Origin of the sequence: Lysinibacillus sphaericus (assembly GCF_006864135.1) — a bacterium.
Classification (GTDB): domain Bacteria; phylum Bacillota; class Bacilli; order Bacillales_A; family Planococcaceae; genus Lysinibacillus.
The window spans coordinates 1-26,749 of sequence record NZ_SADV01000031.1 but is presented as its reverse complement, the minus strand read 5'-3'; the positions used below and the strand labels follow the sequence as shown (position 1 = coordinate 26,749).

48 protein-coding genes and 1 pseudogene are annotated in these 26,749 nt (G+C 36.6%); 46 read left to right on the top strand and 3 right to left on the bottom strand.

Annotated elements, in window-relative coordinates:
- Positions 1-71: 71 nt before the first annotated feature.
- Positions 72-524 (bottom strand): ImmA/IrrE family metallo-endopeptidase, encoded by a 453-nt coding sequence (locus C7Y47_RS22205; protein WP_142510734.1) that lies wholly within the window; start codon positions 522-524, stop codon positions 72-74.
- Positions 525-541: 17 nt separating this feature from the next.
- A complete protein-coding gene (locus C7Y47_RS22200; RefSeq protein ID WP_142510733.1) occupies positions 542-973 on the bottom strand; it encodes a helix-turn-helix domain-containing protein in 432 nt (143 codons plus the stop codon).
- 383 nt (positions 974-1,356) lie between these two features.
- On the opposite strand from C7Y47_RS22200, the gene C7Y47_RS22195 reads away from it, so the two are divergent.
- From C7Y47_RS22195 to C7Y47_RS22185, 3 genes are read left to right on the top strand one after another with little or no spacing between them, the layout of a single operon-like run.
- Entirely contained in the window at positions 1,357-2,106 is a 750-nt protein-coding gene (locus C7Y47_RS22195; RefSeq protein ID WP_142510732.1) for a phage regulatory protein/antirepressor Ant, read from the top strand.
- Between the two features lie 16 nt (positions 2,107-2,122).
- Positions 2,123-2,305 (top strand): helix-turn-helix domain-containing protein, encoded by a 183-nt coding sequence (locus C7Y47_RS22190; RefSeq protein ID WP_142510731.1) that lies wholly within the window; start codon positions 2,123-2,125, stop codon positions 2,303-2,305.
- A 14-nt stretch (positions 2,306-2,319) separates the two neighbouring features.
- Positions 2,320-2,586 (top strand): helix-turn-helix domain-containing protein, encoded by a 267-nt coding sequence (locus C7Y47_RS22185; protein ID WP_142510730.1) that lies wholly within the window; start codon positions 2,320-2,322, stop codon positions 2,584-2,586.
- A gap of 342 nt (positions 2,587-2,928) precedes the next feature.
- Here C7Y47_RS22185 and C7Y47_RS22180 read toward each other — a convergent pair whose 3' ends face one another.
- Positions 2,929-3,225 carry a hypothetical protein gene (locus C7Y47_RS22180; protein WP_142510729.1) on the bottom strand — a complete coding sequence of 99 codons (297 nt, stop codon included), beginning with the start codon at positions 3,223-3,225 and terminating at the stop codon, positions 2,929-2,931.
- A gap of 60 nt (positions 3,226-3,285) precedes the next feature.
- Between C7Y47_RS22180 and C7Y47_RS22175 the strand changes: the two genes are divergently transcribed.
- From C7Y47_RS22175 to C7Y47_RS21975, 43 genes and pseudogenes are all read left to right on the top strand, one after another.
- On the top strand, positions 3,286-3,705 hold the full coding sequence (locus C7Y47_RS22175; RefSeq protein ID WP_142510728.1) for a hypothetical protein: 420 nt from the start codon (positions 3,286-3,288) through the stop codon (positions 3,703-3,705).
- A complete protein-coding gene (locus C7Y47_RS25115) occupies positions 3,689-3,841 on the top strand; it encodes a hypothetical protein (protein ID WP_185903566.1) in 153 nt (50 codons plus the stop codon). Before C7Y47_RS22175 ends, C7Y47_RS25115 begins: the two co-directional genes overlap by 17 nt.
- Before the next feature lie 15 nt (positions 3,842-3,856).
- On the top strand, positions 3,857-4,249 hold the full coding sequence (locus tag C7Y47_RS22170; RefSeq protein WP_142510727.1) for a helix-turn-helix domain-containing protein: 393 nt from the start codon (positions 3,857-3,859) through the stop codon (positions 4,247-4,249).
- Positions 4,246-4,518, top strand: coding sequence for an AbrB/MazE/SpoVT family DNA-binding domain-containing protein (locus C7Y47_RS22165; protein ID WP_142510726.1), 273 nt, complete (start codon positions 4,246-4,248; stop codon positions 4,516-4,518). The genes C7Y47_RS22170 and C7Y47_RS22165 overlap by 4 nt, the downstream gene beginning before the upstream one ends.
- Before the next feature lie 2 nt (positions 4,519-4,520).
- The gene (locus tag C7Y47_RS22160; protein ID WP_142510725.1) at positions 4,521-5,351 is read left to right on the top strand and encodes a DNA cytosine methyltransferase; all 831 of its coding nucleotides are present in this window, start codon (positions 4,521-4,523) and stop codon (positions 5,349-5,351) included.
- A gap of 2 nt (positions 5,352-5,353) precedes the next feature.
- Positions 5,354-5,827 (top strand): siphovirus Gp157 family protein, encoded by a 474-nt coding sequence (locus C7Y47_RS22155; protein ID WP_142510724.1) that lies wholly within the window; start codon positions 5,354-5,356, stop codon positions 5,825-5,827.
- 12 nt (positions 5,828-5,839) lie between these two features.
- Positions 5,840-6,202: a hypothetical protein gene (locus C7Y47_RS22150; RefSeq protein WP_142510723.1), complete on the top strand. Its 363-nt coding sequence runs from the start codon at positions 5,840-5,842 to the stop codon at positions 6,200-6,202.
- A 15-nt stretch (positions 6,203-6,217) separates the two neighbouring features.
- The gene (locus C7Y47_RS22145; protein WP_255505300.1) at positions 6,218-6,613 is read left to right on the top strand and encodes an organic solvent tolerance protein OstA; all 396 of its coding nucleotides are present in this window, start codon (positions 6,218-6,220) and stop codon (positions 6,611-6,613) included.
- A 21-nt stretch (positions 6,614-6,634) separates the two neighbouring features.
- Positions 6,635-7,576, top strand: coding sequence for a hypothetical protein (locus C7Y47_RS22140; RefSeq protein ID WP_142510722.1), 942 nt, complete (start codon positions 6,635-6,637; stop codon positions 7,574-7,576).
- On the top strand, positions 7,569-8,012 hold the full coding sequence (locus tag C7Y47_RS22135; RefSeq protein WP_142510721.1) for a DUF669 domain-containing protein: 444 nt from the start codon (positions 7,569-7,571) through the stop codon (positions 8,010-8,012). Before C7Y47_RS22140 ends, C7Y47_RS22135 begins: the two co-directional genes overlap by 8 nt.
- Positions 8,013-8,097: 85 nt before the next feature.
- Positions 8,098-10,491: a phage/plasmid primase, P4 family gene (locus C7Y47_RS22130; protein ID WP_142510720.1), complete on the top strand. Its 2,394-nt coding sequence runs from the start codon at positions 8,098-8,100 to the stop codon at positions 10,489-10,491.
- A 291-nt stretch (positions 10,492-10,782) separates the two neighbouring features.
- Positions 10,783-11,205 carry a hypothetical protein gene (locus C7Y47_RS22125; protein WP_142510719.1) on the top strand — a complete coding sequence of 141 codons (423 nt, stop codon included), beginning with the start codon at positions 10,783-10,785 and terminating at the stop codon, positions 11,203-11,205.
- Positions 11,206-11,418, top strand: a complete 213-nt coding sequence (locus C7Y47_RS22120) for a hypothetical protein (protein WP_142510718.1) — start codon at positions 11,206-11,208, stop codon at positions 11,416-11,418.
- Positions 11,419-11,421: 3 nt separating this feature from the next.
- A complete protein-coding gene (locus C7Y47_RS22115; RefSeq protein ID WP_142510717.1) occupies positions 11,422-11,961 on the top strand; it encodes an ERCC4 domain-containing protein in 540 nt (179 codons plus the stop codon).
- Positions 11,962-11,966: 5 nt separating this feature from the next.
- Positions 11,967-12,203: a hypothetical protein gene (locus C7Y47_RS22110; RefSeq protein ID WP_142510716.1), complete on the top strand. Its 237-nt coding sequence runs from the start codon at positions 11,967-11,969 to the stop codon at positions 12,201-12,203.
- Complete coding sequence (locus C7Y47_RS22105; RefSeq protein ID WP_142510715.1) at positions 12,184-12,564, top strand: hypothetical protein; 381 nt, start codon at positions 12,184-12,186, stop codon at positions 12,562-12,564. The genes C7Y47_RS22110 and C7Y47_RS22105 overlap by 20 nt, the downstream gene beginning before the upstream one ends.
- A complete protein-coding gene (locus tag C7Y47_RS22100) occupies positions 12,561-12,788 on the top strand; it encodes a hypothetical protein (protein ID WP_142510714.1) in 228 nt (75 codons plus the stop codon). Before C7Y47_RS22105 ends, C7Y47_RS22100 begins: the two co-directional genes overlap by 4 nt.
- Positions 12,775-13,233, top strand: a complete 459-nt coding sequence (locus C7Y47_RS22095; RefSeq protein WP_142510713.1) for a YopX family protein — start codon at positions 12,775-12,777, stop codon at positions 13,231-13,233. Before C7Y47_RS22100 ends, C7Y47_RS22095 begins: the two co-directional genes overlap by 14 nt.
- Positions 13,220-13,747: a hypothetical protein gene (locus C7Y47_RS22090; protein WP_142510712.1), complete on the top strand. Its 528-nt coding sequence runs from the start codon at positions 13,220-13,222 to the stop codon at positions 13,745-13,747. The genes C7Y47_RS22095 and C7Y47_RS22090 overlap by 14 nt, the downstream gene beginning before the upstream one ends.
- Before the next feature lie 27 nt (positions 13,748-13,774).
- Complete coding sequence (locus tag C7Y47_RS22085; protein ID WP_142510711.1) at positions 13,775-13,972, top strand: hypothetical protein; 198 nt, start codon at positions 13,775-13,777, stop codon at positions 13,970-13,972.
- Between the two features lie 30 nt (positions 13,973-14,002).
- A complete protein-coding gene (locus C7Y47_RS22080) occupies positions 14,003-14,248 on the top strand; it encodes a hypothetical protein (RefSeq protein WP_142510710.1) in 246 nt (81 codons plus the stop codon).
- Between the two features lie 33 nt (positions 14,249-14,281).
- Positions 14,282-14,488: a hypothetical protein gene (locus tag C7Y47_RS22075; RefSeq protein WP_142510709.1), complete on the top strand. Its 207-nt coding sequence runs from the start codon at positions 14,282-14,284 to the stop codon at positions 14,486-14,488.
- A gap of 35 nt (positions 14,489-14,523) precedes the next feature.
- Positions 14,524-14,664: a hypothetical protein gene (locus C7Y47_RS25110; RefSeq protein ID WP_185903565.1), complete on the top strand. Its 141-nt coding sequence runs from the start codon at positions 14,524-14,526 to the stop codon at positions 14,662-14,664.
- A gap of 39 nt (positions 14,665-14,703) precedes the next feature.
- Entirely contained in the window at positions 14,704-15,120 is a 417-nt protein-coding gene (locus C7Y47_RS22070; RefSeq protein WP_142510708.1) for a transcriptional regulator, read from the top strand.
- Between the two features lie 28 nt (positions 15,121-15,148).
- The gene (locus C7Y47_RS22065) at positions 15,149-15,880 is read left to right on the top strand and encodes a DNA-methyltransferase (protein WP_255505299.1); all 732 of its coding nucleotides are present in this window, start codon (positions 15,149-15,151) and stop codon (positions 15,878-15,880) included.
- A gap of 270 nt (positions 15,881-16,150) precedes the next feature.
- On the top strand, positions 16,151-16,384 hold the full coding sequence (locus C7Y47_RS22060; protein WP_142510707.1) for a hypothetical protein: 234 nt from the start codon (positions 16,151-16,153) through the stop codon (positions 16,382-16,384).
- A gap of 256 nt (positions 16,385-16,640) precedes the next feature.
- Positions 16,641-17,090, top strand: coding sequence for a hypothetical protein (locus tag C7Y47_RS22055; protein WP_142510706.1), 450 nt, complete (start codon positions 16,641-16,643; stop codon positions 17,088-17,090).
- A gap of 3 nt (positions 17,091-17,093) precedes the next feature.
- Positions 17,094-17,447: a hypothetical protein gene (locus C7Y47_RS22050; protein WP_142510705.1), complete on the top strand. Its 354-nt coding sequence runs from the start codon at positions 17,094-17,096 to the stop codon at positions 17,445-17,447.
- Positions 17,448-17,463: 16 nt separating this feature from the next.
- Positions 17,464-17,739, top strand: coding sequence for a hypothetical protein (locus C7Y47_RS22045; RefSeq protein WP_142510704.1), 276 nt, complete (start codon positions 17,464-17,466; stop codon positions 17,737-17,739).
- Between the two features lie 5 nt (positions 17,740-17,744).
- Complete coding sequence (locus C7Y47_RS22040) at positions 17,745-18,047, top strand: HNH endonuclease (RefSeq protein ID WP_142510703.1); 303 nt, start codon at positions 17,745-17,747, stop codon at positions 18,045-18,047.
- Positions 18,048-18,171: 124 nt separating this feature from the next.
- Entirely contained in the window at positions 18,172-18,498 is a 327-nt protein-coding gene (locus C7Y47_RS22035) for a P27 family phage terminase small subunit (protein WP_142510702.1), read from the top strand.
- Positions 18,495-20,207, top strand: a complete 1,713-nt coding sequence (locus tag C7Y47_RS22030) for a terminase TerL endonuclease subunit (RefSeq protein ID WP_142510701.1) — start codon at positions 18,495-18,497, stop codon at positions 20,205-20,207. The genes C7Y47_RS22035 and C7Y47_RS22030 overlap by 4 nt, the downstream gene beginning before the upstream one ends.
- Positions 20,208-20,283: 76 nt before the next feature.
- Positions 20,284-21,387, top strand: coding sequence for a phage portal protein (locus C7Y47_RS22025; protein WP_142510700.1), 1,104 nt, complete (start codon positions 20,284-20,286; stop codon positions 21,385-21,387).
- Positions 21,377-22,087 (top strand): head maturation protease, ClpP-related, encoded by a 711-nt coding sequence (locus tag C7Y47_RS22020; protein WP_142510699.1) that lies wholly within the window; start codon positions 21,377-21,379, stop codon positions 22,085-22,087. Before C7Y47_RS22025 ends, C7Y47_RS22020 begins: the two co-directional genes overlap by 11 nt.
- A gap of 25 nt (positions 22,088-22,112) precedes the next feature.
- Complete coding sequence (locus C7Y47_RS22015) at positions 22,113-23,279, top strand: phage major capsid protein (RefSeq protein ID WP_142510698.1); 1,167 nt, start codon at positions 22,113-22,115, stop codon at positions 23,277-23,279.
- A gap of 44 nt (positions 23,280-23,323) precedes the next feature.
- Positions 23,324-23,521: a termination factor Rho gene (locus tag C7Y47_RS22010; RefSeq protein ID WP_142510697.1), complete on the top strand. Its 198-nt coding sequence runs from the start codon at positions 23,324-23,326 to the stop codon at positions 23,519-23,521.
- Positions 23,511-23,786, top strand: a complete 276-nt coding sequence (locus tag C7Y47_RS22005) for a hypothetical protein (RefSeq protein WP_142510696.1) — start codon at positions 23,511-23,513, stop codon at positions 23,784-23,786. The genes C7Y47_RS22010 and C7Y47_RS22005 overlap by 11 nt, the downstream gene beginning before the upstream one ends.
- Complete coding sequence (locus C7Y47_RS22000) at positions 23,783-24,157, top strand: phage head closure protein (RefSeq protein ID WP_142510695.1); 375 nt, start codon at positions 23,783-23,785, stop codon at positions 24,155-24,157. Before C7Y47_RS22005 ends, C7Y47_RS22000 begins: the two co-directional genes overlap by 4 nt.
- On the top strand, positions 24,154-24,543 hold the full coding sequence (locus C7Y47_RS21995; RefSeq protein WP_142510694.1) for an HK97-gp10 family putative phage morphogenesis protein: 390 nt from the start codon (positions 24,154-24,156) through the stop codon (positions 24,541-24,543). Before C7Y47_RS22000 ends, C7Y47_RS21995 begins: the two co-directional genes overlap by 4 nt.
- Positions 24,540-24,863 carry a hypothetical protein gene (locus C7Y47_RS21990; RefSeq protein ID WP_142510693.1) on the top strand — a complete coding sequence of 108 codons (324 nt, stop codon included), beginning with the start codon at positions 24,540-24,542 and terminating at the stop codon, positions 24,861-24,863. The genes C7Y47_RS21995 and C7Y47_RS21990 overlap by 4 nt, the downstream gene beginning before the upstream one ends.
- A 15-nt stretch (positions 24,864-24,878) precedes the next feature.
- Complete coding sequence (locus tag C7Y47_RS21985; RefSeq protein WP_142510692.1) at positions 24,879-25,484, top strand: major tail protein; 606 nt, start codon at positions 24,879-24,881, stop codon at positions 25,482-25,484.
- A gap of 75 nt (positions 25,485-25,559) precedes the next feature.
- Positions 25,560-25,889, top strand: a complete 330-nt coding sequence (locus C7Y47_RS21980) for a hypothetical protein (RefSeq protein WP_142510691.1) — start codon at positions 25,560-25,562, stop codon at positions 25,887-25,889.
- Between the two features lie 225 nt (positions 25,890-26,114).
- Positions 26,115-26,749 (top strand): annotated as a pseudogene (locus C7Y47_RS21975) (phage tail tape measure protein); the annotation flags it as partial.

Genomic DNA, 26,749 nt, shown 5'->3' with positions numbered 1-26,749 from the left:
CCTTGTTGCATTATTTATAATTAATTCCTAAACTAAATATCACCACCTTTGATGGGAATATTTGTTCCTCTTTAGGGTAAAATTTTTTTACCATCTATAGTTTTTAAAGAAAGTAGCTCTTTTGGAACTCCTTTTTCTTTAATTGCATCATAGATGGTAAAACATGAATAATAATCTTGCTCCAAAAATAGTTCGTCAGGTAATAACAATTCAACTGCAAATGTATTAGCTTCTATTTCTATTTTATCTGTAGAAAAAAGAGTATGTTTTTTTAAAAATGAAGTGTTAATATCCTCATGTTGAACGTAGTGACCTAATTCATGAGCACAAATAAAAATCTGTAATTTCCTATCAGCATTTTCATTAATGTGAATCATAGGTACTCTAAAATGCTTATTATAGTATCCAAGCGCATTTCCCAAAGGTTCAAACACAATAAGTACACCCATGTACTCAGCGAGCTTAAAAGGGTCGTTAGTTCCGTATTTTTTAATTAACTGATTAACAATTGACTTTATTGACATGGCATCCAACACTCCCGTTAATCTCTATATTTTTTAGGGGTGAATTTCTGTTTTGCTACTCGCTTAGCTAGTCTTAATGAATTTTCTAAACTTGATAATAATAATTCTCTATCTTCTATTTCTTCCTCGCTTAATTCATCAAGAGTTCTACCGTCAAAGGATGCGTGTCCACTTTTAGATAGACCTTCTACCATTTTTTGTAGTTCTTCTTGTATAGATTGTTCATCTTTTTTAGTTAGATCAAAGTATCGCTTTTTATCTGTACGACCAAGTAGGTAGTCTACGGATACATCGAAATAATCTGCTACTTTCTCTAAGTTAGCACCATTTGGAACTTTCTTTTTCCAACCATAGAGAGAATTCCTGCCAAAATCTAGTTTTTCTTCTAATTCAACAATAGAGATTCTTTGTTCTTCACAAAGTTTTTTTAATCTATCAAATGTAGTCATACCAACCATCCTCATGACTTATGAGTAAAAGTTTTTAATCTTTTAACTAAAATTGTTTGACTTTTAGTTCATAGACTAATATACTTTGTTCATAAGCTAATTAATTGGCTAAAAAGACAATAAAAAATACGACCTATTTATAAACATTTTTCGTTGGGGAACGGTTTAAATGTTGGTTTAAAGGCTTTTAAAAAGTCTTATTTAGCTATGTTTACATTCTATATTAAAGACTAAATTTAGTCAACGTAATTCGCTAATAATTTAGCTTAATATTTTCCAAATAAGTAAAGCGCTGTGATAGCGAGCCAATGACGGTATAGTATTCGGACTTATAGCTTATATGACGGTAGCAACGTTAAAGTAAACCGGAAGGAGTGAACTAATTGAAACAACTAGAGCAAACACTAACAAGTTTAGAAGTTGCTGAAATGGTAGGGCGTCAACATAAAAATGTTATGCAAGATATTCGCACTATTATTGAACATTTAGGTGGGCTGAAAAATCAGCCGGCATATTTTATCGAAAATGAGTATCTGGATTCTCAAGGAAAAACACGACCTTGTTTTAAGTTAACTAAAAAAGGTTGTGAATTATACGGTACACGTATGACAGGTGCTAAAGGTACGCAATTTGCTGCTTTGTATATTGAACGATTCAACGAAATGGAACAAAAGTTAATTAAACAACAACCAGACTATCATCTGCCTTCCACATTCAAAGAAGCACTTTATATGCTCGCTGAATCTGTGGATGAAAACGACAAGTTGAAACAGCGAATTGAAAATGATCGAGAAAAAGTTGTTCTAGCGAATGCAATTACTACAAGCGATGAAGGACTTTTAATTGAAGGCGCCGCAAAGTACATGCGACAAAACGGTGTAAACATTGGTCGTGACAGATTATTTAAATGGTTACGCGGACAAGGTTACCTAGTTAGTCGCAGAGGTCGAGAGTATAACATGCCTACTCAAAAATCATTAAATCAAGGTTTGATGAAAATACATGCTCAACAATATTTCGATTCAGAAGGTGAGCTGAAAGTTAATAGGCAAGTAGTTGTTACTGGTAAAGGTTTAATGTTCTTCATTAATAAATTTTTACATGATGGACAATTAACTTTGCAATTGAATTAAGGAAGGAGGTTCCGACATGCCAGAAGATTTAGGAGCTTTAGTTAGATCAGAGCTATTTAAAAAGAAAATGAGACAAAAGGAATTGGCTGAAATGGTCGGTATTTCAAATGCTTATCTATCAGACATAATTCGTGGCCGTAAAGATGGTCCGAAGGCTCAGGAACATATAAAACACATTCGTAAGATTTTAGATATTTAAGGTAGGTGAAAAAAGTGTTACAGGTACAAGTGAACGATGCAGAAGCTAAACAAATTTACTTAGATGCAATTGGTAAGAAATTAGAGGAGTTCGACGCATCATTCGTATATTGGGATTCTAACGAACTTAAGCGTAGAACATGTATGAGTTGGAATAGCATCCAAGATAACTTTTTTCATGATAAAGATTTCCCGAAAGCAAAGGTCGGGGGCAAATGGTATTACCCAGCAAAGGAAGTAGAAGCGTTTTTACGAAAATGGATTTTGGAAAGGGTGAACTAAATGAAAATCAAAGTAGCAGAGTGGTTGGCATTACCAGTTGAGAAGCGTTTAGCGTTAATCAGCAATGCGATTAATAAAGCTGTATCAGCACGTCAGAAGTAAATCTATCAAACTATGAAAGGAGAGTGAAGAGTGTGGATGGCAATAAAAAAGCCTCACAGGTTGCTGGAACAACGAGCGAGGAACAGCGAATAGAGTGTGATCGTTGTGGTTCGTTGATTCTGAAAAGCGACAACTACTGCTCATATTGTCGAAACCCTAACAACATTGAAGCGAAAACAAGGGAGAAGGATATTAAGGTATCGGTACTTTCTTTGGTAGTTTCTATTATAGTTTTAATTCTTATTTTAAGTAGTTAACCAATAGTGCAGTGAAACTAATTAATAGTGCTAGCCAAGCAATTATTCTAGTAACTAACAAATTGCCTTTATCCCACATAGCTTTTTTACCATCAGAAGTAATTGTATACCAATCGCTATGGGTAAGAACTGGCCAGCCAGAAACATTATACCACTTATCATTTATTGGATTAATAAGATTGTTATCAGTCATGTATTCTAAATGTTTATATTTCGGTCTGATTTTTACTTTACCGAACGTTGTGGCAATCCGTAGCTTTATGTAAATCGAAAAATTCAAAAATAACACCTACCTTTCTACCAATAGTTTAACAGAAAGGAAATATAAGGAGGAATAAATATGCAAGCAGTAATCAACATTAAGGGTACGAAGTTATCAGTGGTTGGTCTTAATATCCATGAGGACCAAGTAACAAGTGTACAAGCTTTAGATGGAGATGGGAAAGTTACAACGCATTACGATAGCAAACATGCTTTATATGTTCCAGAAGGAGCAAGCGTAATTGATTTAAAAGAAGCTCTCGAATATCCGGATACCAATAAGAAGATTGTGGAGGACCTCAATCAACTACTAATAGATTCTAGAGATCATCTAAAGGACTTAGGAAATCAAATTATTCAGGAAGTGCTGGTCCATAGTGGATTGCCATTTGGAGATAGCGTCCTTCCTAATCTAGCAAAAGAATACAAGGAACACAGTGATTACATTGATGGTGTTGCATCAGCGTTAGAGGTAGTTAAACGTGACAACTATGCATAAGCAGTTGAAGCGTAAAGCAGTAATCCAGCAATTGAATAAGCTTGGCATCCACAGTATAGATGGACAACCGTTAGAAGATGCCTTGTATACAATTTTACTAAAAACATTGGCGCTTAAACGTGCTAAACACGATTGAAAGGAAGTGATTCGGATGTTAACAGGAGAAGAAATTCGTCAAAGACGAAAATCTAGAGGGCTAAGTATTAGCCAACTATCGAAATTAAGTGGTGTTTCACAACCATACATTTCTCAAATAGAGAGTGGCGAAAGGAATGCTTCAGTAAAAACTCTAAACAAATTGGTTGAAATTTTAGGTGTTTCGAAACTCTATTCATTACGAGCGCAAGGTTATCTAGATGAAACTGACATTCTTGCATTGCTAGATGAAAACAAGCGTCTACGTGAAGCACTTAAATTTTATGCAGATGAAAAAAACCACATCGCTCCTATATTCGATGAACACGGACAATACAACGGATCTAAAGTTGATAAAGATGGTGGCCATATTGCACGTCAAGCATTACAAGGAGGAGAAATCAAATGAAGTCAACAGGGATAGTACGCAAAGTAGATGATTTAGGTCGTGTGGTAGTTCCAAAAGAATTACGTCGTGCATTGGGGATTGATGAAGGAGATCCAGTAGAATTCTTTGCAAGTGGTGAACAGGTGATTATCAAAAAATACGTGGTTCATATGACGTGTGCTGTTACTGGTGAAGTCTCTGACGATAATTTCAGTTTACTAGGTGGAAAATTGGTTCTAAGTCCAGAGGGTGCGAAAAAGTTAATTGCTGAAATTGAGCGATCTAAGTAGGTATGAAAATTTTAGAATTATTTGCTGGCACTCGTTCTATTGGAGAAGCTTTTGAAACTAAAGGGCATGAGGTTTTTAGTATTGAGTGGGACAAACAACACGCTAATATCGATTGGTACGTAGATATAGGTGGAATTACTGCCGCTGACATCATCGCAAAGTTCGGACAGCCAGACATAATTTGGGCGTCACCAGATTGCACGACATACTCTATCGCAGCTATCTCGAATCATAGAACGCGTGAAGATGATGGAAATTTGGCGCCTAAGTCATCGTACGCAAAGCAATGCGATACGGTAAACACTAATGTATTACGGCTAATCCGTGAATTAAATCCGAAGTATTTCTTTATAGAAAATCCACGCGGCGGTATGCGTAAGATGCGATTCATGCAAGATTTACCTCGACACACCGTTACGTATTGCCAATATGAAACCGAAAAGCCAGTAAACGAAAGGCGTATGAAGCCTACTGATATTTGGACAAATCATCCTAATCCACAATTCAAGCCGATGTGTAGGAATGGAGCACCATGCCATGAAGCAGCACCACGAGGCAGCAAGACAGGGACGCAAGGCCTTTCGAAAGTAGAGCGTAGTCGTATTCCTTTGCAGTTATGTAAACATATCGTATCTATTTGTGAGGTAGGTGATTCCATGCGTATAGGCTACACACACGCTGATGTTTATGATCGTGAATCAGATTACTGGCAAGACATCGAAGACGTACAGAATGCCCAAATTGAGGCACAAAAAAACTCGTCAAAGGCGGGAACCAATGGCGAGCGTGAAAATTTTATAAATGACAAAGATATTCTAACACAGGAGGGCTGACAATGGCTAGTCTTTATCAATTAAACAATGCCTACGCCCAACTTCAACAGATGATTGAGGAGGGTCAAGAAGGTTTAGAAGATACATTAGCTTCCATTACTGATGCTGTGGAAGAAAAGCTTGAAGCTTATGCAATGGTTATTAAAAACATTGAATCAGATGTAGAAGGTATTAAATCAGAGGAAAAGAGATTAGCTGAACGTCGGAAAGTTATGGAGAACGGCATTAATAGGATGAAACAGGCTATTGCTGAAACGCTTGGAAGTAGTGGACAAGATAAATTGAAAACCGAGAAATTTACATTTAGTTTCCGCAAATCATCAAAGGTTGAAGTTTCGAACATTGATAGCCTTCCACAGCGATATGTGAAGGTAGAGCGTACTATCAGCCGTGCAGATTTAGCAAAAGCACTTAAAGCAGGAGAGCAAATAGAAGGTGTTCAATTGGTTGAAAATCAATCATTAAGCATTCGATAGGAGGAAATTAATATGGAAATTTTAGATTCTTTATTATTCAAATTACACATTATGTTTTTGGCAGAATATGACCATGAAAATCTATTTGCTAAAACGAAGGAAGAGCATGAGGTTGATGCTGAAAATTTATCAATCGCTGATAGAGTTGAACTCATTGAATCAGCTGGGAAAAAGGAACACGAAGAGTTCGAAGAAGGTGGCAGATGGTCAAATTATAAAACTGAAGTTTATCGATTTTATCATGATTCGAAAACGATTTATGTACGTATAACACGTGAATTGCCTGCAACTGAATCACAGGACGGTGGAGATTTTGAACCACCTAGCATTGATATTGTTGAAAAGAAAAAAGTTGAAAGATTCATATACGAATAAGGAGGAAACACATAAATGGCAAAAACATTATTAAATCAAAAAGAACGTTGGTATGCAGATTCATCAAAAGAAGCAGAGGAAATTGTTAGTGAAGCTAAACAAGATGATTCGCTAACTATGCATAAAATTCACGAAAAGCATAATTCAAAAGGCTTTTATTTCCTTGTAGACCTTGAACGCACATACAGCACAGCGAAAGAAGAAATGGAAAAACGTCCTGAAAAAGACGATGCTCCAGACGGTCAAATGAGCATTGATGAAGTGAACCAACATGAAGGTATTCCGTATCAAGTTGAGTCAGATGGTAGTGTGACAACGAAAAATGCTGATGAAGAATTACCAGAGTTCGAAGATCCATTCGCTGATGTAGAAGTAAAAAAAGATGACTCTGATGAAAATGGGCAATTTTAATAGAAAAGGAGTGTGGAAGGCATGCAAGTAACAGATAGTGTACGAGAAAAGCAAAAGGCACTTGTAGGATTCATTGGTCCGTCTGGTGCAGGTAAAACAGTCGGTGCTATCTTAACTGCTTATGGAATGATGCGAGAAGCATATCCTGACCTTTCTGAACAAGAAGTATGGAAGAAAATCGGTGTAGCAGATACGGAACACAAGCGTTCAATGTTATATGTTGATCAACAATTTAGTGGTGTCCGTATCGGTTCATTCAAGCACATAAATTTCGAACCACCTTATACAACAGAACGCTATTTGCAAGCGTTGTTAATGCTTAAAAATGCGGGTGTAGAAGTAGTTGTTTTTGATAGCTTATCTCACAACTGGAATGGTGATGGTGGTATTTTAGAACAGCACGGTAACATGACGGGGAACAGTTTTCAAAACTGGAACAAAATGAACAAACATGTAACCGATATGATTAAAGCTTTATCAAGCAATGACATTCATATTCTAGCAACCATGCGTACCAAAAATGAATATGTCATGGAATTGAATGACAAAGGTAAGCAACAGCCCAGAAAAATAGGAACGAAACCTGTCCAGAAAGATGATATGGAATATGAATTCATGTTGAATTTCAGTGTTGATATGGATCACCTTGCAATTGCGACAAAAGATAATACTAATTTATTTGAAGACGAAGAAATTCAACTCAATGAAGAAGTAGGGCGTAAACTATATCGTTACTTAGAATTGGGCGTTGATGTACAAGCAGAAGAACGAGCTAGACGTGAAGAAGAAGAAGCAAATCGATTAAGCAATGTAGCTAAAATCCGTGAGTTGTCTTCCACAGATGCTAATGCAGCAAAAATAGTTTCAGATTGTGAATTTAAAGCAAATATACAACTAGAAAATATGACCGTACCTATGGTCGATAAAATCATCAAATTAATTGGAGGAAAATTAAATGTTTAAAATTAACCATGAAGAAGCAAAAGGTGGATTCGAATTAATCGCAAAAGGTGACTATGAAGTGACGGTTCACAATTATGAATTAAAAAAAGCAAGTACAGGTAACAATCAAGTGGTTGTAGATTACGAAATTCGTAGTGATGTAAATCAACCTCACCAAGGGCAAAAGATTTTATTCGACAACTTCACAGTTACAGAAAAAGCAATGTGGCGTTTACAAGCAATTTCAAAAGCAGCACAGTTCCCGGATGGTATGGACTTCAAATCATACAAAGAGTGGGCAGACACATTAGTCGGCAAGCATTTAGTTATAACAGTCGGACACCGTGAACATAATGGCAAAACTTACCCGGAGGTTACAGCGTTTAAAGAATCAACAGCAGGCGCGCCACAAGGTAGTGGTCCAATTACAGTAAATGAGGATGACGTGCCATTTTGATTAGTAAATAAAATTTCATAGAGAGGTCTGTTTTTAGCGGACTTCTCTTTTTTATACCCAAAAACAGCGAAATGAAGGTGACACCATGAAAGTAATTCCATACAACTTCAATGATATACCGGCGGAGCTTAGACAAATGCCTAACTGGATTCTGTGGAAAGCTGAAACAAAGGGCAACAGTAAAATTACCAAAATTCCATATCAAATTGACGGTAATGAAGCTCGTTCGAACGATCCACGTACATGGTCAACTTTTCCGACCGCAGTTAAGTTTTACACACAAACAGATTCAAATGGTATCGGCTTCGTTTTTAGTCGTCGTGATAATTTCGTTGGGATTGATATAGATGGATGTGTCACTTATCGTTCGGATGATGAAAAGCGTGTTAATCCCATAATTAATGAATTTGGTAAAGAGATTATCGACTTATTCGATAGCTATACAGAATTTAGTGTCAGTGGCACAGGCATTCATATCATTGTCAAAGGCAGTCTCCCGCAATCGGTGTGTGGGACAGGACGCAAAAATAGCAAACTAGGATTAGAGGTTTATCAATACGGTCGCTTCTTTACAATGACTGGCAATCGTGAAAATTCGAACGACATATTTGATCGTACCGAAGAATTAGACGAGCTCCTTGAAAAGTATTTTGACGATAGTGATATTCAAGGTCGCATTCGTTTACAAGATTACGAGAAAGACGAAATTAAATTATCGAACGAGGCTCTTTGGGAGAAAATGTTCCGCAGCAAGTCAGGCGATGAAATACGTTCTATGTTTAATGGCCATTTGATTAATGATGACCATTCATCAACAGATTTAGCGTTATGTAATCATTTAGCTTTTTGGACAGGCCGAAGTGCCACACGAATGGATAATATGTTCCGAGAAACATCATTAATGCGTGATAAATGGGATAGAGTCCATCATACGGACACTGGTGAGACATATGGCGAGCGTACAATTTCAATGGCTATTTCTTCTACTACAACAACAATATTGGATCATAAGCACGAAGCAGAATACGCTGAATTTTCTTTTGATTTCCACAGTAATGATGCTGTTGAAGAGGATAAGCCGGAATTACCTAAGAAGAAATTTCGATTAACTGAACTTGGTAACGCTGAGCGTATTGCCTACGAATACGGTCACGCTATCCGTTATGTATCAGAAATCGGCTGGATGATTTGGGACGGTAAGCGTTGGCGCTTTGATACAAAACGAGAAATTGAACGTATCTGCAACAAGGTTTTACGAGGCATGTCTAAATCAGAAGATGAAGCAGAACAAAAGTGGTCGCGTATGTGCGAACGCAGAAACATTCGAATGAACAGCATTAAGGATTTAATGCCATTAGTTCCAGGTGAGCGTTTAGAATTTGACCGTCAAAAATATTTATTCAACGTATTGAATGGCACCGTTGATTTAAAGACGGGAGCATTACTGCAGCATGATCGCGAATTAAAATTAACCAAACTTGCAAACGTTGAATTTGTAGAAGGTGCTGAATGCCCGACCTGGTTATCATTCCTAGACCAAATCTTTCAGGGCGACAAAGAGCTTATCGAATATATGCAGCGATTGATTGGATACAGCTTAACAGGGGAAATCAGTGAACAAAGCATGGTGTTTTTAATTGGTGGCGGATCCAATGGTAAATCGACATTTATTAATACAATAAAAGATTTGATGGGCGAATATGGCAAACAGGCAAAGTCAGACACGTTTATCAAGAAAAAAGAAACTGGAGCGAATAACGACATTGCTCGATTAGTAGGAGCTCGTTTCGTTTCTGCTATCGAGTCTGAAGATGGCGAACAACTTTCTGAAGCATTTGTAAAGCAAATTACGGGTGGTGAGCCAGTATTGGCCCGATTCCTACGTCAGGAATATTTTGAGTTTATCCCTGAGTTTAAAGTGTTCTTCACTACGAATCATAAGCCAGTAATCAAAGGTGTAGATGAAGGGATTTGGCGCCGCGTTAAATTAGTTCCGTTCAATCTTCAACTACCAAAAGAAAAGCGCGATCTAAAACTTTCGGAAAAGCTTTCCCTTGAAATGTCAGGCATTTTGAATTGGGCAATTGAAGGGTGCTCGAAGTGGCAGAAGGATGGGTTGCAGGAGCCAGCGGTAGTGAAACGGGCAACAGGCGATTACAAAGATGACATGGATATCCTTGGTCCATTTTTGTATGAACGTTGCTTTGTTGGACCAAGCCAGCAAATCACCGCCAAAGAACTTTACGAAGTGTATTCGAATTGGTGCTATGCGAATGGTGAATTTGCTTTAAAAAATCGTGCCTTTTATCGAGCACTAGAAACGAAGGGTTTTAAAAAGGAACGTGGCAATGGAAATAAATTCTATATAAAAGGTGTTACTTTACAGGAGCGAAAAGTTAACGAAATTCAAGAAAAGTTACCGATTTCGGACAAAAATGAGGTCGGAAATTCAAAAAGTAACACATTCGTGATTCGCTAGAAAATCAGTATTACCAAGGTGTTAAAGTACTTATATTTATATATTTATTATTTTTGTTATTTATTTTATATATAAACAAAAAAATAAAAAATATAAAAAGTATTCTATTAGGAGCGTTAATACTCAAAATAGGTAACACTTTGTAACAAGTTTAGTTCAATCCCTTGTGGCTCTAAGGTTTATAGCGTGTTACTTTTTGAAAAACACCACGAAAAAGGGGCGAAATTAAGTAATTTTCGCTAACAGATGACGGTTTTTTAGTAACTCTTTTTTGAAGGGTTGTGTAAATAAATGGTTTTATATATTTTATCTCAGATTTGGAAATTTGGTGGCGTTATCGAACGTTTACCGGATGGACAACTGGAATTGAAAAATCACGAAAAGATACCAGGTGAAGTTTTAAAGGCTGCAGAACCGATTTTCGGTGAAATCGACACATACCTAAAATCTGTGGAAGGCATGAAAGGCGCAGATAAGACTTTATGGAAAATGATCGTTGCATTATGTGGTTGGCAGAAAAATGAATCGATTAGCAATTTCTTAAATAATGATGAAGTTGCATTAAATCTGTTTTGTGATTACCAGGCAAAGTTGGCGGTCAATGGCTGGAAGGAAATCTATGTTGATTGGCGCCAGTATGAAAATGATGAATCGGCAAAGTTAAAAAAAGAAATCCATGCATGTGCGGTGGCATTTGCGAAGGGAGCGAAATAAATGCTAGATACAAAATCAGCAAATAGCGATTTATATATAGTCGCCAATGTAGATGAAAATGGAAATGTAATCAACTTTCCTATGGGTGGTGGCAGTAGTACGAAGGCTAGTGTAAAAGCGCACGATACATTAACAAAAGCAAAACGTTCACAGCGATTTTTTAAAGGGTCGGTAATCGTAAAGGCGACTGCTTTCGAAATTGTGGAGGGGTAGCAATTGATTCACTACAAATACACTGATGCAGAAATCAACAAAATTTTAAAAACACTTACAATTGTCGTCGATACGCGCGAGCAAGTGAACGACCATATCTTACGACATTTCCGTAAATATGAAATGCCGTTTGTAACGCGTGCGATTAAGACAGGCGATTACGCATGTATGATTCCAGCAAATGAAGAATTAGGTATCAAACGTGACATTTGGTTATCAGGCCGCATTGAACGTAAAGCCCATATGGATGAGATTACTGGCAACTTACAAAAAGATACGAAAACAGCTTTTGAAAACGAATTGATTCGCGCGAAGGATATTCCATTTACATTAATTTGTGAAGATGCAGATGGTTACGGAAAAATGATTCGCGGTGAATATCGAAGTCAGTACAAGCCATTATCTTTACTAGGAATGCTTAATAGTTTCAAATACCGTTACAATTTCGAAATTGTATATTTGGATAAAAAATATAGCGGCAATTTTATTTATTACCACTTTTATTATCAAGCAAAGGACTTATTGAAAAATGGGGTGTTTTAAACAATATGAACATGCGCAATGGGATTCCTATTGTTCAGTCGGTGAAAAGTAAGAAACCACAGGATAGATTGTGGATGGCTATACCTAATCCGATTACACGCTATATAGAAATGGCAATGATCGTTGATGGATGTGAAGCAAGTGTTATTATGCCTTACAAATATGAATGGGTGCAGCAGTATATGGAGGAAGGCTGGCATACCGAGAAAGTGTGGGAGATAAATGAACGAAAAAATGCTTGAGAAGCGTAGGGAGATAATCAAGAAAATCGATGCTCTTTTACCTAAATGTGATTGTTTATCAGCTATGGAGTCCGAATCATGTTCAAACTGCATAGAAATTGCTTTTTATGGTCAAAAACTACTCAGATTAGTAAATAAACGAAAGTCTAATAAATTCATTGATTTAGATGATTTTGTACCCGTTAAAAATTCAAAAGTTCAATTAACAAAGCAACAATATCTGAAATTTAAAAGCGCTGATAAAACAGATAAGGAAATTGCTGAAATGTGTGGCGTATCTCCAGGAACAATTAAGAACTGGAAAATAGCAAATAACATTGTAACTGAGCGTGTAATAAGAAGGAGTTATAAAGCGAAATGACAATTGAAGAACAAATCTTAGCAAATCCAATATTACGAGAGATGCAAAATTTACTAGAATTACAGACTGCAAAAGGTTTAGCGAAGTATGGTTCAACGGTCAATCCAATGGATTACACAGCAATCGAATGGATTGAGCATGCTAGACAAGAGTTAATGGATGAACTTGTTTATTTAACAGTTTTAAAACAGAAAATGGAGGAAATGCAGAATGCGAGAGATTAAGTTTAGAGCATGGAGTAAAGAAGGTAACAGAACGGTTTTTATGGATGAAAACGGTTGGTACAACAAAGCTTTTATAGGTAAAAATGGATGTTGGCAAACGGCACAACTAGGAGTAATTATGAAAGAAGATAAGGTTATTAAAATGCAATACACAGGCTTAAAGGACAAGAACGACAAGGAGATTTATGAGGGGGATATTGTTTCTTTAGAGTTAGAAGCTAAAAACGAATGTTCTTATACTAGAAAATCTAAAATCACATTCAACGATGCTTACGCTTGTTTTTACTTAGAAGATTTAAAACCTTCAAGAGACTTCTGGGACGAAACACCAACAGCTGATGGTCCTATAGTTTATTACGTTGAAGGGGAACATGAATTTGAAGTCATCGGCAATATTTATGAAAATCCGGAACTACTGGAGGAACTACAAAATGGAACTAAATAAATTTCAAGAGTTATCAAAGCGAACTATGCCATTTAAAGGTGAGCCGAAAAACAATATTGAATATGAAAACGGCTTAACAAATTACGCTATGGGCTTGATTGGTGAATGTGCGGAAGTATTGAGTGCTGCTAACGAGCGAGATGCAACATTAAAGGAATTAGGTGACGTTTCGCATTATGCTTTTGGGATTTTAACCTTATTGGGTGAGAAATACGAGCCATTAGATAATTATTTTGTGGAAGGCTCAAAAGAAAAATTAATCGATAAAATCATTATCCTATCAGGCGAGATTTCAGAACAAGTTAAGAAATTTGTGTTTCATCGTCATGAATTAAATTCATCTAAAGTCAAAATAGCATTGAAAATGTTAATTAAAAATTTGATTGTATTGGCTGAAAAATACGAAACAACACTTGAAGAAATTTGCGAAATGAACATCGATAAATTGAAAAAACGTTATCCAGAATCATTCAATGTTGAGGATAGTAAAAAGCGAGTAGATACGGTGCAGTAGAAAGATTTTGTGCAGGGGGTGCAATTTATGTGTGAAAAAGTTTGCTGGACTTGCGGTCATTATGCTTTTGGTTGCTTTGTAACAGGTGAATTTAACAATACAGTTAAAGTAGATGGCACATGTGATAAGTGGTGTTCAGAAGGTACACAAGGCACTGTAACAGACTATGGTTACGATGATGGGAAAAATGAAGAGTGGTTAAAAGATGATATGTCTAATCTTTAATCGAACAAAATTATTCAGGAGGCAGTCGTTATGAAAGAATCATACAGACATTACCAAGTCATTGAAACGGAAGGTATGAGCGCTCAACAATTGCAAGACATATTAAATAAAGCAACACATGATGATATTCATGAGAAACAAATTGATTATGTTGTTGGTACAAAAATCATTTTAGGATATGAATCTATTTTAAATGCTAAAGGTAGAGCAGAAGCAAGGTTTCAAACATCCTTAAAACCAAATTCAAGTGCAATGAGTACCGGCAGTATGTATTAATCGAAAGATATTATGCAGGAAGGAGAATTACTTATGAGAGTGCCAAAAGAAATTCAAGAAGCGATTAAAGTAGCAGGAGTGTCGTTTCAAGTTGCTAGAGAAAACGAAAAGATTGTTAGAGATTGGCTGGATAGCAAAGGGTACTACGAAAATGATACAGTGGCAGACCTATATATTGACTGTATTGAAAATGGAAGTAACTCTCCAAATACCTTTATTAAGTTTCTTAAATCGTACTGAACAATATGAGTATATGTCGTAATAAGGAGGTAGTTATGAAACAAGAGGAAAATGAGCAATACCTTGAAAAACTAAGAAGGTATGAACAAGCACGAAAGGATTTGTTTGAGGCGTTTGTTAAAACTTTCAAAATAGACAAACTGGTTAATTGGTTAAGTGAAAAATTGGAACATTGAACAATATGAGTAAATAAACAAACAAGGTAGGTGCTGCACATGCCTACGTTATCGCGTAGTGAAATACAGAACATCGAGAAATATTGGATTGAATACGAACAATATAAGAAGAAATTGCAATACCGTGAGTGGGAGTTGTTGCATCCACATAATCAAGGCGGTGAAATGGTTGGTGGTCGTAGTAATACGATTTCTGATACTACAGCCAAGAAAGCTATGGTACTTGCTAACGATGCCTATTATCAAAATTTAAAACGCATCATCAAGACTGTGGAGGACCTATACAGTGAGTTAGATGATGATATGCGGACAATCGTAGATATGCGCTACTGGGACAAGGATGGCTGTTACGAATGGGAGGACATCTCGGATAAATTGTATATTTCCCGCCATAAGGTTCTTCGCAAAAGGAACATCCTTATCGATAAAACAGCAGAAAGAATTGGTTGGGTATAAAAAAAAAAATTCAGTAGGATGTGATAAGTTGATTAATCAAATATTTCATGGTGATTGTCTGCAGATTATGCCTACATTTCCTGATAAGAGTTTCGATATGATACTGTGCGATTTACCGTACGGTACCACTCAAAATAAGTGGGATTCAGTTATACCGCTGAATGACCTTTGGAATGAATATAAGAGGCTCATAAAAGATAACGGAGCAATTGTTTTAACAGCACAAACACCATTCGATAAGGTTTTAGGAGCAAGTAACTTAGAGATGTTGCGGTATGAGTGGGTTTGGATGAAAAGTAACGGTACCGGATTCCTAAACGCTAAAAAGATGCCTTTAAAGGTACATGAAAACATTTTGGTTTTTTATAAAAATCTGCCTACTTATAATCCACAAAAAACGTATGGACATAAACCAGTAAATCGTTACAAAAAGCATTCTAACGATGGAAGTAATTATGGGAAAACAGAGATAGGTATTGATGGCGGTGGACAAACTGATCGGTACCCAGTGGATGTCTTGTACTTCCCAAGAGATTATGAACACTTTCATCCTACTCAAAAACCAATTGAATTGTTCGAGTATCTTATAAAAACATATTCCAACGAAGGTAATATAATTTTAGATAACTGTATTGGGAGTGGCACTACTGCAGTTGCGGCTGCTATGACAAATCGGAATTTTGTTGGCATCGAAAAAGAGAAAGAATACGTGGATATAGCTAAAAGAAGGTTGAATTCAATACAAACCGTTTTAATTTAGAAATAAAACGCCTTGAAAAAAAGTGAACTTGTTAACACCAGGGAAGTTCGCAAAAAAGTGTAGTAAATTGATATTATCAAGTTTTATAAAAAGCGTACGGAAATGCGCTAACAAATAACCTTACAATAATAAGCACGTTCGCTTGTACGTGTATTTCGCAAACAAGCATGAGAGGCTACTAAATTGGTAGTCTCTTTTCTATGTATCAGATTTGTATTATTGGCACAGACTTCCATTTACTCTATTATTAGTGTAATGGAGGTGAGATGAATGGATGATTTAAAGTTAAAGGTTAAGGAATTATTAGATCTTAAATACGAACATATCGAGGATATAATTACTATTACAAGTAAGCAAAGAGATAATTTTTCTAAACAACTTGAGGAAAGATTAGCAAACGGTGAAGGCAATGATGGCAACTTATACCTCGAAGGTATTATTGAAGGTATGGAAGGTGTAATTAATTCACTTAAAAAGTATGTTAGTGAAGGTAAACAAGATTAATATTCAAAAAGTCACATCTAACAAGGTGTGGCTTTTTATTATGCCTTGAAGATTGTATCAAACAGCCAATTAAATAATGAAGGACTAGTTTACGGGTGACCAAGTATCTCAGGAACATTAGATACCGAGGAGCGCTGGCAAGTACTAGTAACCGATAGGGCCGAGTTTGATGCAGTCTTGAAGATATAAAGTCGAAAGCTAAACAGACTATAAAAGCTAATGAGCAAATCATAATTAATTGTGGAGGGCTAATTATATGTTCTATATCAAACCAGAAGACTTCACAGTCGAGAAATTGACAGCACGAAACGAAGTAATAAAAGATCGAATTGAGGAGTGCCGAGCAAAACTTGAAGAAGGTGCATTTCATCCTTTCTGTAGTTATGAGTTGGAAATTAAATTGTTACAAGAAGAGTATCAAATTAATTGTGAAACCATTTCAAAGCTTGAACGCAGAGATAACGAATTGAAGGCGTTGTTTATGAACTTGATGGCAAATGAAATTTCTATCGAGATGAGTTCAGCCAACAAACCACCAAAGATTAAATTGAATGGTAAAGACATTGAGGGAATCGTTAGTCTTGATTATAAATATGAGACATTAGATGAAAATTCAAACGGTCAGCATAATTTCACGGTGAAGTATTGTGATAAAGAATCTCATGTTATTCGTACTGTATCGGTTAATAAAGTGTGGGAGGTTTGAACAATGAAAAGTGAAATTGTCTGTGATGATTGCCAAAACAAAATAACAATCAACTTACAAGAATACGAGCATCCAGCACATAAGTTCAAAGGCTATGTAGTTGAAACATATTTCAAATGTCCGCATTGCCAAAAGAAATACATTGCTTTCGTTACCGATAAACAAGCACGAAAGATGCAAAAGGAAATCAGACAGTATCATCAATCAATCATCAAACGTGATTACTCAGGACTTACAGAAGAAGAATACAAAGCTGAAATCGATAAGCAGTACGTAGTATTGAATGGCATGAAACAAGAGCTGAAGATTAGAATGGATGAGCTTAAAGCACAGGTGTTGGAGTTGTACAAACAATAATAAGGAGTGATAAACAATGGCAAAGGTTGGAGGAATCACAATTGAATTAGGATTTGATAGCAAATCTAAATTAAAGCTACGAGCAATTGCAAAGCATGCTGAAGCATTGGCTGATGAGTTGGATGCTATTGATAACAGATGGGAATGTCCAAGATGTGGTGAGAGCGATTACGATGATTACTTTGCGGGTGAAACATTTAAACATCGTGTGTGCAATGCGTGTTCAATCTTGTATGATGGCCAAGATATTAAAATTGATGAACTACCAACACGATTAGAAGGCAGCGACTAACAACCATGCAGCAATACAAAACAAAGCAAGAACAAATCGCCTTCTATAAATCATCCAACTGGCAGAAGCTACGACTTGAAGCACTCGAACGAGACAACCATGAGTGTGTTTGGTGTGCTAAAGAAGGTAAGGTTACAACAAAGCATGATGCTGTTCTTGAAATCGATCATATCCAGGAGATTGAATATCATCCAGAGTTAGCACTTGAATTAGATAATATCCGTACATTATGCAAAGCCTGCCACAACAAAAGACACAATCGTTTCGATGGAAAGAAAAACAAATGGATTCATGATGAGAAGTGGTAAAGAAATAAAAGTATATACCCCCCGTCTAAAACTTTTTGGGAATAATTTTTGCCCTGGGACCGGCGTGGGGTCGATTCTCTAAAAATAAAACGTTAAAAAACACTCTTAGGAGGGAGGGGGAGTCATGGCCGTAAGAATTAAAGAAATCGAAAAAGATTTAATAGCACGTCACGCCGACGATCCGATTAAATTATCTAAAGTACATCGCTACATACGATTTTTAAAAATCGATATAAGTTGCGATAAAGATATTGATAAAGATGGAACGACAATCGAAATAGAAAATGGTTCTCAACGTTTTTTAAAGCAGCATCCAGCAGTTGCAACAAAGCTAGCGATTTCAAAAGAAATAGAAAAGCTTGAGGATGCACTTGGGATAAAAAACGATACACCAGCTCCATCCGCACCCTCCTCAACTGTGGATGACAAAGGCAGGACGAGTTTAATTTGATTAGTCATAAGTACATTGATGAATATATTAAGCTGTGGCGTGACGGCAAAATAATTTTAAATAAAAGACGTATTAAATTAATTGAGTTGATAGAGCGAGAAATACTCACAGCGAATGATATGTATTTCGACAATGAACAAATCGAAAATTACATTACATTCACCGAAAAGTATTACTTCCCACTCACATTGACTCAAAAATTTAAGACGTGTTTTATTTTTTTATACTACAACGACGGTTCTTTGGTGTTTGATGAACATTTAGACTATGAAGGGCGCGGTGGCGGTAAAACAGGGCGTATTTCAACGCTTGCAAACTATTTTATTAGCGATTTGCATGGCATAGATAATTACAATGTATCAGTCGTTGCAAACAGTGAGAAACAAGCGAAAATGTCGTTTACAGAAGTATTTAACACGATAGATAAAGACGACACGTTGAAAGAACACTTCAATCATAAAAAAGCTTTGATTGAATCGCGTAGTACGAAATCGGTATTTCAGTATCACACTTCAAATGCGAACACGAAGGATGGTTTGCGTGATGGTTGTGTCATATTTGAAGAAATACACCAATACGAGAATTCATCCACTGTAAATGTATTTACTTCTGGTCTCGGTAAAGTACCAAACCCGCGAATATTTTATGTTGGTTCGGATGGGTATGTACGTGAAGGATTTTCAGATAAATTAATTGAACGAGCAGATAACATTTTAGATGGCCACGTCAGCATACGCGATGATGGTCTATTTGCTTTTATGTGTAATTTGGATGATGAAGCGGAGATGCACAATCCTGAAATGTGGCAAAAGGCAAATTCGCAATTTCATCCACCGCTAACAAGTTATGCGAAAGTACTTTTTAAAACGGTCATGAAACAGTACAACAAATTAGAACATGATCCAGATGGATATGAGGAGTTCATTACTAAACGTATGAACCTTCCAAAGGTTGACTTAGAAAAAAGTGTAACGTCATGGGAGAAAATTAAGGCAACTGATCAATTATACAATTTGGATGAATTAAAGAAGCGTGAATGTATCGGTTGCTTGGACTACGCTGCTGTTCGAGACTTTGTTTCAATGGGATTGTTATTTTTGAAGAATGATAACTTTTTCGTTCCAAGGGAATTAACACACTCGTACATCTGTAAGCCATTTGCTGATAAGCACTACGCATACAGCAAACCAAAAGCTGAAAACAACAATAAGAAAGACCATCGTAAATTTGCTCCAATTAGGGAGTGGGAAAACGATGGTCTTTTGAGTGTCCTGGACATTGAAACGATGGATCCGCACCTTGTTGTTAAATGGTTTGTTGATAAACGAGATGAAGGCTGGAACATTAAGAAAATTGTTGGTGATAGTTTCAAGATGGACATATTGAGACCGTTATTTGAAGCGGAAGGGTTTGAAGTTGAAGTTATACGAAATCCGGATGCAGCAAGCGGATTATTAGCACCGCGAATAGAAATCGCTTTTGAAAATGAGCAAGTTATATTTGGAAATAATCCTTTAATGCGATGGTATACGAATAATGTGCTTGTTAAGCGATTACCTAATGGGAATAAAGTATACCGCAAGAAAGAGGAAGTGAAACGAAAAACAGACGGTTTTATGATGTTCCTCTACGGCGTTTGGGGATCACGTGATTTAGATGATACCGATGTAGATGGGGTACTCGACTTTTTAGACAGCATCGCATTTTGACGAGAGGGGGTGATATATTGGGGTAATTTTAGATGCATTTAAGCGTAATAAGCAAATAGGGCAAGAAGCTGCTGAAATGTGGGATTTAGATATTTTCGGAATCGACATTGAACAGCGGGCTTATCTTAAAAAAACAGCGATTGAAACATGTATAAATTTTATTGGCCGAACCATTTCATTATCAGAATTTCGTTTTATGAAAGACGGGAAAAGGGTTAAAAGCAATTGGGATTATTCACTCAATGTGAGACCTAACACAAACCAAAGCGCAGCTGATTTTTGGCAAGATTTTGTTTACAAGCTCCTTTATGAAAATGAGGTACTCGTCATTCCAACTGATAAAAACGATTTTCTTATAGCAGATAGCTATGATCGTGTTGAATATGCTGTTTATCCAGATGTTTTCAAAAATGTTGTGGTCAAAGGTTTTCAATTTAAAAAAACATTTCCTATGGATGAAGTTATTTATATTTCATATAACAACGAAAAATTCACACGGTTTTTAGACGGCATGTTTAAAGATTATACAGAGCTCTTCAGTCGTATGATTGAAACTAATATGTACGCTAATCAAATTCGAGCAATTGCTGGTGTGGACGGTAATACAAAGCTAGATGATGAAAGTCGCGGGCAGCTACAAGGTTTTATAGATAAAATGTTTAATGCGTTCCGAAAAAAGGCTTTTGCCATTGTTCCACAAATTAAAGGTTTTAATTATGAAGAAATCACATCAGGCGAAAAGAATAGTGGTCGTCATGTAGAGGAGCTAGAAAAGCTTAAGAAAGATTTAACAAGCCATGTGGCAAATATTTTAGGTATTCCAGCAACACTTATACATGGCGATATGGCAGAGTATGAAACAGCCTTAAAAGCTTATATCAAATTTTGTATAAAACCCTTGATTAAAAAAATACAAGACGAGCTTAATGCAAAATTAATTGATAAAAATGATTACATGAATGGCGAACGAATTAAAATTTTCGGTGTTGCTGAAATGGATCCATTAGAATTAGCAAACGCAATCGATAAGCTTGTTGCAAGTATGGTTTATACACCAAATGAAGTTCGTGTAATGCTTGGAGATGAGCCTTCCACAGATGAACGATTGAACAAGCATTATTTCACAAAGAACTATCAAGAATTAGATTCCGTTGAAGGAGGTGAACAGGATGAAACATAAGATTAAAGGTGATATCACCAGTTGGAACTCAACTATTTACGATTTTAATAACAAAATGCGTAACGTAAAGGAAGATGAGGACATTACGCTTGAAGTTAACTCTTACGGTGGCGATGTTTTCTTAGGAATCGACATTATGAATACATTACGTGCTCACAAAGGTACAGTAACAGTTATCGTTACAGGTATTGCAGCAAGTGCTTGCTCTATTATGGCTATGGGTGCTGATGTAGTGAAAATGTATTCAAACACGCAACTAATGGTACATCATGCGTGGACTTATGCAGCTGGTAACGCTAAACAGTTACGTAAAGTAGCTGACGACTTAGAAAGTATCGGTGAATCTGTTTTAGCGTCATATACACATCGTGTAGACGAAGAAACAGTTAAACAATTACTCGATGAAGAAAAGTTCATGTCAGCTAAAGTCGCAAAAGAGTATGGATTTATCGATGAAATTATCGATGGCAACGCTGAAGAAGTAGAATCAGAAATGTTCTCTAACAAAGCACAAGAATTTAATAACACCCTTGCTGCCACTTCTTCAACTGTGGAGGGCAATAACAAGTTGATGCAAAAAGTTAGTGATTTAGAAAATCAAGTAATTCAGTTACAAACTCAATTAGATAAACACAGTGAAGAACCAACGGAGCCAAAGCCACCAAAAGTGGCGGCTAAACGCAAAGGGTTCTTTTTTTAATACTTAAAAATGGAGGTAATCGTAAATGACGATTAAATTTAAAGGACAAATGGATAATTTTAAAGCTAAAAAGAAAGCTTATACAGATTTACTAAATAACGAAAACGCAACACCAGAGCAGCTACAAAACGCAGTAGATGAAATGTTTACAGCATTACAAGATGACTTATCAGAAAAAATTACAGCTGAGGCACGAAATGAAGCAAACGACACTCAAATTTTAGTAGCACGTGGTCAACACATTTTAACATCTGAAGAAACGGCGTTTTATAACAAAGTTGTATCAGATGGCGGCTTCAATGATGAATCAGTTTTCCCTGAATCTGTACAAGAACGAGTATTTGAGGGCTTAACAAAAGTACGCCCATTATTAGCTGCTATCGGCTTACAGGACTTAGGAGCAGCAACTAAATTTATTTATTCTGATCCAACTCTTGCGTATGCATGGAAAGAAATCTTTGGTGAAATTTCTGGCCAAGTAAATGCTGCATTCCGTGATGAAAAAATCACTCAACTTAAATTAACAGCATTCGGAGCTATCCCTAATGATATGTTAGAACTTGGTCCAGTATGGGTTGACCGTTACATGGTGACGTTATTAATTGAAGCCTTAGCAGCTGGTTTAGAATATGGCTTAGTGAATGGTCGTGGTTCAGTGAAAAATGAACCAGTCGGTTTAATGAAAGATGTTGATTCAACAACTGGTGCTATTACTGATAAAAAATCAAGTGGGACATTGACATTTGCGCCGTCAGAACGCGGTGAGGTAGTAGTTGGTGAGTTATATGGTGTACTTAAAAACTTATCAACTGATGCAAAAGGTAAATATCGAAAAGTATTAAATAAAGTGGTTATGGTGCTGAATCCTATTGATTCATTAGCAGTACAAGCTCGCCATACGATTCAAAATACAGCTGGTCAATTTGTCACGAATCTACCATACAACTTAACAGTTGTGGATTCAGAAGAAATCCCTGTTGGTAAAGTTTTATTCTTTGTAGAAGGTGAATACATTGCAGCTATTGCAGGTGCCTATAAACTTAAAAAGTTTGATCAAACATTAGCTATGGAAGATGCGACACTATACACAATTAAACGTTTTGCTAATGGTCGTCCGAAAGATAACAAAGCAGCATTAGTATATGACCTAGATGTGCAATTCCCTGTTCCAGGAGAAACGCCAGAGCCTTAATTTTAGGTTCTAGGCGTTTTTAAAATGAAAGGAGGTAGTAAAGAGTGGCAGAGAAATATAAGGTCATAAAGCGCTTTAGAGAAGTGAAACATGACGGTCATATTTATAAAGTTAATGACTACTATCCTGTGGAGGGCAAACGCGCGACAAAGGCACGAATTGCACAGCTACTAACGACGAACAATAAAGAAAATGAAGTTTTCATTGTCGAAGTAGGTGATGAAGTTGCCAATGATCAATAATGAAATTTTAGTTGAATTTAAAGATCGCATGAAACTCGGCTATGATGAGGATGATAATTTAACACGTATTTTAAAAGCGTCTGTAGAGGATTTACAAGCCATTTGCGGTGATTATGATATAAACACTAGCGAACGCTTTAAAGAGCTTGTATTCGAGCGTTCACGCTATGTTTATAATGATGTATTAGAGTATTTCTCCGATAATTTTTCAACGCAGATTACAAATTTATCTTTAGCTAAAGCGATGGAGGGAAAAGACGAATGAAGCGTATTCCAAAGCCAATGCATGGAGCAAAAAGATCAAATACAGGTGATATGCGTAATCAAATAAAGATTCAAGAGTATGATCCTGAGGCAATAAACGAAAATGGCTATCCTGTCCCAGAATGGATAACAGTTAAAAAACCATGGGCAAAGATTAAAACTGTAAAAGGTTATGAAACTATTTCAGGAGCTGCAGAAGTAAATACGAAAGTTAAAAGGTTTATTATTCGTCCAACTGATGGTTTACACGAAAAGCAACGTATCATTCACAAAGGGGTTATCTATGATATTCAAGCGATATTAGAAGACGATGAAGAAGAGGTAACTTATACAATTGTTGCTACTTCAACAGGCAAGAAGGTGAGTGATTGAGTGGGTTTGATATTGAAATGCTTGGCCTACAGGAATTACAACAAGAAGTACAACGTCGATTAAATCCGGAAAACATTGTTGATCCAGCATTGCAAAAAGGGGCAGAGCATTTACGAGAACAGTTGGAAAAGAGTGTGTATCAATTCGGTTTTAAATACCGAACGGGTAGATCTGAAAAATCTATGATTATTGCTGATAAAAACGAAGATGAAACTATATCGATTGGTGTTAGTAACCAATCAACAGATGCCTTCTACCTCTACTTCCATGAATGGGGCACATCAAAGATGCGAGCTCGTCCATGGATGCGCCCTACTTTTGAGCGAGAGATGAATCGGATTATTGAAGTTATGAAAAATGAATTAAAAACGAGGATGAGGCTATGAGTATTAATAAAATCATACGTGATGCCTTGCTACCTTTAAAGGTGCCAGTTATGTATATGACTTATACAGGCACAGAAACAACTTATATTACCTTCTTTAGATATAACGAACGTGGAGCGTTACAGGCTGATAATACAGAGCAAATGACACGCCATTCTGTTCAAGTTGATATTTGGGGTAAGGGAGATATAGAAGCGCTAACAGAGAGCGTAAAAGACCAATTACAAGCGATAGGATTTGTGAGGAATTCCTTTTTCGAAGATTACGAGAAGGAAACCAAAATATATCACAAAGCCTATCGTTTTTATTATGACAAATAAGGAGGCTATTTAATTATGGCAGGAGTATTAATCGGTTTATCGGATATTCATTACACAAAAATCAAACCAGGGGCTACAGATGTTACAACAGCATTTGCTAACCCAATCCAAAAATTAGCTAAGGCAATTGAGGCTAAAGTTACACCAAAAACTTCTAACACTGTTTTATACGCTGATGATGGTGCTGCAGAGTCCACTTCAGCAGAAGGTGAAACAGAGATGGAGTTTAAAATTGATGCGTTAGCAAATGCAGTCTACGCTGATATTTTAGGGAAAGAAATTAATGATGATGGTGTTGTAATTGACGCATCTGGTGATGTGGCACCTAACATTGCTTTAGCATTCCGAAGCTTAAAATCAAATGGTAAGTACCGTTACTTCTGGTACTACAAAGGCAACTACCAACTACCAGAAGAAAACTACAAAACTAAAGGTGAAAGCGTCGAGTACAATACACCATCAGTTAAAGGAGTATTTGTTAACTCTGACATCGTTAAAAACTCTAAAGGTGAAGGCATCAAGCGTATGTTTGTGGATGAAGATGACACTGGTGTTGATGCATCAGTTATTGAAAATTGGTTCAAAAAAGTTTACATCGGTTCAACAACACCTACACCTTAATACAAAAAAGTTTAAGAGGGCGATTAATCTCGCTCTCTTTTTATTATGCAAATTTAATTAAAGGGAGCGATTTTAATGGCTAGTAAAGCAGAAGTAATGAAAGATGAAGGTGTAAAAATCACGTTAGAAAACAAGGAATTTGAAGTGCGTTTTGACTTAAACGCTTTATGTAACTTGCAAGATAAATTTGGTGATTTTACAAAGGCCTTTGATGGTTTAGAAAAGCAAGATTTTAAAAAGATTCGATCATTATTACATGTTGGATTGGCGAATGGCGAGAACATCGATATTACCGAAAAAGAAGTTGGTGCATTAATCAACATGAAAAACATAACAGCTGTAACCGATGCACTAACACAAGCATTTGGCGATGCTATGCCATCCACAGATGAAGAGGGAAAGTAAACGATCCGCAAGGCGATAAAGAGTTGCCAGCGGATTTTTTTATATACATCGGAACTGTCCATTTGAAGATGGATGAAGAGAAAGTGTGGAGGACAACTCCGCGAAAGCTATTAGCCCTATGGAATAGGCACAGTATCCACAAAGGTTGGAAAAAGAAATCCGAAGAAGAGCAAGTACCACGTGCTTATGCAGATCAAGTCCAGTGGTAGAAAGATGGTGAATTGAATGGCAGAAGTAGGTGATTTAAAGGTCAAATTATCCTTGGATAATGCGCAGTTTGATCGTTCCGTAAAAAGCATGAACACAACCCTAAAAGCAATGGGCCAAGAGATACGAGGGCTTCAAAATAAAGGCAAGGAATGGGGTTCCACTGTTGATGGCCTAAAGCAAAAGCAAGATGCTTATAGCCGACTGTTAGAGGGACAGCAAACTAAAGTTAAAAAGCTTGCTGAAGAATATCAAAAAGCAAAGGCAGAACAAGGTGAACATGCTGATAAGACACAAAAATTAGCAGAGCAATATAATCGTGCAAACGCTGAAATGACACGTACCGAAACTGAATTAAAAGCAATTTCAGCTGAATTAAGAAAAGCAGAAGCTGAGCTAGCCAAATCACAGTCTAGTTGGAACAAGTTTGGTGAAGCTGCTAAACAAGCCGGTGATAAAATGAAGGCTGTCGGCGACAAAATGAGAGACATAGGAAGAAACATGTCCATGTATGTCACGACTCCACTGGTAGCAATGGGTGCTGGAATAGTTAAGGTTGGTATGGATTTTGACAAGCAAATGTCTAAAGTATCAGCTGTCAGCGGTGCTACTGGAGCCGATTTCGATAAATTAAGAGGTCAGGCTCAAGAACT